The sequence below is a fragment of the Candidatus Omnitrophota bacterium genome (assembly GCA_034717435.1).
Classification (GTDB): Bacteria; Omnitrophota; JAUWXU01; order JAUWXU01; family JAUWXU01; genus JAYELI01.
In genome coordinates, this window is the sequence record JAYELI010000004.1 from 1 (window position 1) to 5,478 (window position 5,478).

Consider the following 5,478-nt stretch of genomic DNA (forward strand, 5'->3'; position numbering starts at 1 on the left):
AAGCGACCGAAGGATCTCCCATAAAACCGTGTTTTCTGAGATTCTTCGGCCTTCGGCCTCAGAATGACCTTTTTAGCGTTATTATTTTTAATTTCGGTTAAGGTGTGCACTTTTAAAACTTAAATCGCTCTAAAACTGTGCACTTTTAATTTTTAAATAACATAACTTACAAAAGGGCTTGACTTAGCCGCATTAGCGTGGTATACTTTCACCGTATAATTTGTAACGTTTATATAAAAGTAAGATAACTGACAGGAAGAAGGGGATCGGCATGAAGAAATTAAGATTGTGCGTAATGGCGTTATTAATCGGAATTTTGGCCTTTTCAGGGCTATTTTTGTGTCAAACAGCAAAGGCCGCGTCAATGGACAACAGCCAGTTTGCCGCTATCCTTGTTAGTATATTGGGGTTCAGTATGCCGGCTGATACAGACGCGCTTTCTGATGCGGAACTTTTTGAAATTCAGTCAAATATGCTGGCAGAAGCAGGTGTTTCCTCATTTGCCGATGCTGAGCCGGGTGTATCGGTTACCAGAGGTGAATTAGCTAATGTGCTTTATGACGCGTTAATCGGTCCTAACAACGCAACCGTAGAAGATAAAATCAGACATCTTGCAAATTCAGATTATTTGGGCGGCGGTGAAACAGGCGACATTATGAACTCTGCCGACGTGATCTCTGCGTTGAATATTCCGGCATTGTCAACAGCGATTGCCGAAGGTTACAGCCTTCCGGGAGGGCCGGCCGCAAGGTTTGCGGGAACTGCGGGCGCAGAAACAATCACATTAATGCCTCCGGCGCCGCGCACTGATTTAGACAATTAAATATAACATATCTTCGGGGCAGGGTGGCCTGTTTTGCCGATAGGCAGGCAGGAATTCCCGACCGGTGGTAAAGTCCACGAGTTTTAATGAATAGACAACTTACGTCATTAAAACAGATCTGGTGAGATTCCAGAACCGACTGTAAAGTCAGGATAGGAGAAGATGTGAATGCAGGTAAAACAGCCCCGAATTTCGGGGTATTTTTTTTGAATAATGAAATTTAACAGCATAGCAGAAACAATAGAAGAGATCAAAAAGGGTAAGATCATCATTGTTCTTGATGACCGGGATCGTGAAAACGAAGGCGACCTGGTTTCTTCCGCCTCTTTTATCACCGCTGAAAAGATAAATTTTATGGCAAAACGCGGAAGAGGCCTGATCTGCCTGCCGATTAACAGCCAACGGCTTGATGAGCTTAACCTGCGCCCGATGGTGCCGGTTAACCATGATCGCCTGGACACTGCCTTTACGATATCAGTTGACGCAAAACAGGGTGTAACCACCGGGATTTCCGCCCATGACCGGGCTAAAACCATCCAGACTATCATTAATCCTAATACCGGCACAGACGATATTGTCAGCCCCGGCCATATCTTTCCTTTAAGAGCGAGAAAAGGAGGGGTTTTGGTGAGGGCAGGCCATACCGAGGCCTGTGTAGATTTAATGAGCTTAGCCGGACTTTACCCTGCCGGTGTTATCTGCGAGATTATGAATGATGACGGCACTATGGCCAGGGCTCCCCAGTTGTTTGACCTGGCTAAAAAACATAGCTTAGCCATATGCACCATAGCTGATCTGATTAAATACCGCCGCCGGAAAGAAAAGCTGATCGAACGGGTTGTTACCACCAATATCCCGACAGATTTCGGAGAATGGAGATCGGCCATTTATAAGTCGCTCAGCGATGGGAAACACCACCTTGCCTTGATTAAAGGAGAAATAAAACCCGAAGGCATGCTGGTCAGGGTGCATTCCGAATGCCTGACCGGCGATGTATTCGGTTCCAAAAGATGCGATTGCGGCGAGCAGCTGCGCGAAGCAATGAAGATAATTGATAAGCAGAACAGCGGCATAATACTTTATATGCGCCAGGAAGGAAGAGGCATCGGCCTGGTAAATAAAATAAAGGCTTATGCGCTTCAGGACCATGGATTGGACACTGTAGAGGCCAACCACCGGCTGGGTTTTCCGGCAGACCTGCGGGATTATGGGATCGGGGCGCAGATCTTAAGCGACCTCGGGCTTAAAAAGATAAGGCTTTTGACCAATAACCCCAGAAAAATTATCGGCCTGGAAGGTTACAGGCTGGAGGTAATTGAAAGGGTGCCGATAGAAATAGAGCCAAATGCCTTAAATCAGAACTATCTTAAGACTAAAAAGGAGAAAATGGGGCACTTATTAGAACATTGACACTTTAGGACATTGACATTAAACTTTACATTTTTTGCATTGCATATTTTGTAAAGTTAAAAAAGAAAGGAAGGCGGAAATGGCAAAGACAATCGAGGGTAAGCTGATAACTGCGGGGAAAAAGTTCGCAATAGTGGCCTCCAGGTTTAATAATTTCATTACCAGAAGGCTGTTAGAGGGGGCAGAGGATACCTTGCTCCGGCACGGCGCCAAAGAAACCGACATAACCATGGTCTGGGTTCCCGGTTCTTTTGAGATCGGTTTAGCTGTTTTGAAGCTGGCAAAATCCAAAAAATATGACGCTGTCATTTCTTTAGGGGCCATAATCCGCGGGGAAACCCCCCACTTCGATTATATCGCTTCCCAGGCGTCTAAGGGGGCCGCTCAGATTATGCTGACTACCGGTGTGCCGGTCGCCTTCGGGATAGTAACAGCCGATTCTTTAGAACAGGCTATCCAGCGGGCCGGAGCCAAAGAAGGAAACAAAGGCTCCCAGGCCGCTCTAAGCGCTATTGAAATGAGTAATTTGCTGGAAAAGATATAAATAATATGTTAGCTGATAGCTCATAGCTGATAGCTCATAGCTCTTAGCTGATAGCTCATAGTCTGTAAGCTTCGACGTTCTTGGGAGAACGAAATTAGACTATCAGCCATAAGCTAACAGCTATGAGCTAATTAGACTATGAATTTTCTGATAGAATTTATTAAACTTGAAAGCATTTTCTCTATTTCATCACCTTCAACTTTTTCTTCTTTTACTATCAGCTATGAGCTATGAGCTAACAGCTATCAGCTAACATATTCGTGTATAAAAAAAGGTAAATAATACCATGCGAAAAAGGACGAAGGCCCGGGAAACAGCGCTTCAGATCCTCTATCAGATCAATATTAGTAATGACAGCGTCGAGGATGCCCTGACAAAATTCTGGAATAAACACCGGGCTTTGCCGGTGATTAAAAACTTCACTAATATACTGGTCAGGGGCACTATAACCAATCTTTCGGAAATCGACCGGATAATAACAAAACATGCTGAGAACTGGCAGATAAAGAGGATGGCGGTGGTTGACCGCAACATTCTGCGGATGGCGTCTTATGAACTGCTGTTTTCAAAGAGCATCCCGCCTAAAGTCTCGATAAACGAAGCAATAGACATAGCCAAGAAATTCGGCGATACTCAATCCGGAATGTTCATTAACGGCGTGCTGGACAAGATCAAACAGTGTGAACATGACAAATGATGAGCGGTTTATGGACCGGGCCTTAAGTTTAGCCCTCAAGGGGAGAGGACACGTTTCTCCCAATCCGCTGGTAGGCGCTTTGGTAGTAAAGGCAGGCAAGATTATCGGTGAGGGCTATCATAAGAAAGCAGGCCGGCCTCATGCCGAAATAACGGCCCTTAACCAGGCCGGTAAACAAGCCAAAGGCGCGACCCTGTATATAACGTTAGAACCCTGTTCCTCTTTCGGCAGGACACCGCCATGCACAGGTGCAATTATAAAAAGCAGAGTTAAAAGGGCGGTTATCGCGGTTAAAGACAAAAACCCTTTAAATAAAGGGCGGGGAATTAACTTATTAAAAAGAAACGGCATAGAAGTAAAAACCGGTGTCTTAAAAGAAAAGGCCGAAAAGATCAACCAGCCCTTTTTTAAGTTTATCACCAAACACCTGCCGTTTGTAACCGTTAAGATTGCCCAGACAATAGATGGAAAAATTGCTACTGTCTGCGGCAGTTCAAAGTGGATTACCGGGCCGGCAGCAAGAGCTTATTCTCATCGCCTGCGCAGCCAGGTAGATGCGATTCTTGTCGGAATAGATACGGTTTTGAAAGATGACCCGCTGCTAACTGCCCTGTCCCCGCCCCACCCGGTTAAGATTATTGTGGACTCCAAGCTCAGGCTTCCCCTGGACGCTAAACTACTTTCAAAAAAATCACCGGCTCAAACCATTGTTGTCGTCACCAGGCAGACTGCTAAATCAAAGATAAAAGTTCTCCGGCGTAAAAATGTTAAAGTAATAGTGATAAGATCGAAATTTAAGATGGTTGATCTCAGATCGCTGATGAAAAAACTGGCCGGATTAAATATTACTCACGTCTTAATTGAAGGAGGGGGAAGGGTAATTGCTTCGGCATTAGAAGCAGGGTTAGCGGACAGGTTCTTGGTTTTCGTAGCGCCCAAGATAATCGGGGGTAAAAACGCCCTAACTTCGGTAGAAGGGATTGGCATACGGAATATCAAGCGCGCTATTAAGCTAAAGGGTATTGAGATAAAAAGATTCGGGGATGATATATTGGTTGAGGGATATCCGGTATATAATACTAAAAAAAGACAGAAAAAGGTTAACGAGCTATGAGTTATGAGCTTAGCTCACAACAAAGTTGGTGATTTAATAAATCATATGTTCACCGGAATAATCGAACAAGTGGCAGTGGTGAAAGAATTAAAGAAATCTTTATCCAAAGCCCTTTTGGCGGTTTCGCTTAAAAGTTACCCGCAGGACCTGAAGATCGGGGAAAGCATCGCTGTTAACGGTGTTTGCCTTACCGTTACCAAATGCGCCGGCAGGGACGTTTCTTTTGACATTATGGCCGAGACGCTGAAAAAGACAAATCTCTTTTTTCTTAAGCCCGGAGCAAGCGTAAATATAGAAAGGTCTTTAAGGCTTGAGGACAGGTTAGGCGGGCATATCTTAAGCGGCCATATTGACGGGACAGGCGTAATTAAAAAGAAAGCTGAAAAAACGGATTTAATCTTGTCTATTACTGCCCCGGATAATATAATAAAACACTTAATACCAAAGGCTTCGATAGCCATAGACGGCATAAGTTTGACATTGGTTGATGTTAAGAAAAATTTATTTACCGTCCATATAATCCCTCACACGCTGAAAACAGCCAACCTAAACTCAAAATCTGCCGGGGATACGGTAAATATAGAAGTAGATATGTTCAGTAAATATACAGCCAATTATTTTAAATTCAAAGATACCCCTGAAATAACAAAAAAACAACTCGAGGAGCACGGTTTTTTATGAGGAAAACATAGCGCGGCCAATAGTTAAGTGCCCGCTTAGATTTAAGTTTTCTAAGCGGGCTAATTTTTTGGTGTTAGCTAAATTTTAAAAGTGCACACCTTAACCGAAATTAAAAATAATAACGCTAAAAAGGTCATTCTGAGGCCGAAGGCCGAAGAATCTCAGAAAACACGGTTTTATGAGATCCTTCGGTCGCCCTTCGGGAATAC

6 protein-coding genes and 1 riboswitch are annotated in these 5,478 nt (G+C 44.1%); all 6 genes read left to right on the forward strand.

Annotation, left to right across the window (positions count from 1 at the left end; translation table 11 throughout):
• Positions 1–271 precede the first annotated feature (271 nt).
• The 6 genes from U9Q08_00225 to U9Q08_00250 all read left to right on the forward strand — a co-directional run bounded on the left by U9Q08_00225 (position 272) and on the right by U9Q08_00250 (position 5,269).
• The gene (locus tag U9Q08_00225) at positions 272–823 is read left to right on the forward strand and encodes a hypothetical protein (protein ID MEA3328157.1); all 552 of its coding nucleotides are present in this window, start codon (positions 272–274) and stop codon (positions 821–823) included.
• A 5-nt stretch (positions 824–828) separates the two neighbouring features.
• Positions 829–991, forward strand: a riboswitch (FMN riboswitch).
• Between the two features lie 45 nt (positions 992–1,036).
• Positions 1,037–2,233, forward strand: coding sequence for a bifunctional 3,4-dihydroxy-2-butanone-4-phosphate synthase/GTP cyclohydrolase II (locus tag U9Q08_00230; GenBank protein MEA3328158.1), 1,197 nt, complete (start codon positions 1,037–1,039; stop codon positions 2,231–2,233).
• Positions 2,234–2,312: 79 nt separating this feature from the next.
• Positions 2,313–2,777 carry a 6,7-dimethyl-8-ribityllumazine synthase gene (gene ribE / locus U9Q08_00235; protein MEA3328159.1) on the forward strand — a complete coding sequence of 155 codons (465 nt, stop codon included), beginning with the start codon at positions 2,313–2,315 and terminating at the stop codon, positions 2,775–2,777.
• Between the two features lie 286 nt (positions 2,778–3,063).
• Positions 3,064–3,474, forward strand: a complete 411-nt coding sequence (nusB, locus tag U9Q08_00240; protein MEA3328160.1) for a transcription antitermination factor NusB — start codon at positions 3,064–3,066, stop codon at positions 3,472–3,474.
• Positions 3,464–4,588, forward strand: coding sequence for a bifunctional diaminohydroxyphosphoribosylaminopyrimidine deaminase/5-amino-6-(5-phosphoribosylamino)uracil reductase RibD (gene ribD, locus U9Q08_00245; GenBank protein ID MEA3328161.1), 1,125 nt, complete (start codon positions 3,464–3,466; stop codon positions 4,586–4,588). The genes nusB and ribD overlap by 11 nt, the downstream gene beginning before the upstream one ends.
• Positions 4,589–4,591: 3 nt before the next feature.
• Positions 4,592–5,269, forward strand: a complete 678-nt coding sequence (locus U9Q08_00250) for a riboflavin synthase (protein ID MEA3328162.1) — start codon at positions 4,592–4,594, stop codon at positions 5,267–5,269.
• Positions 5,270–5,478: the final 209 nt, after the last annotated feature.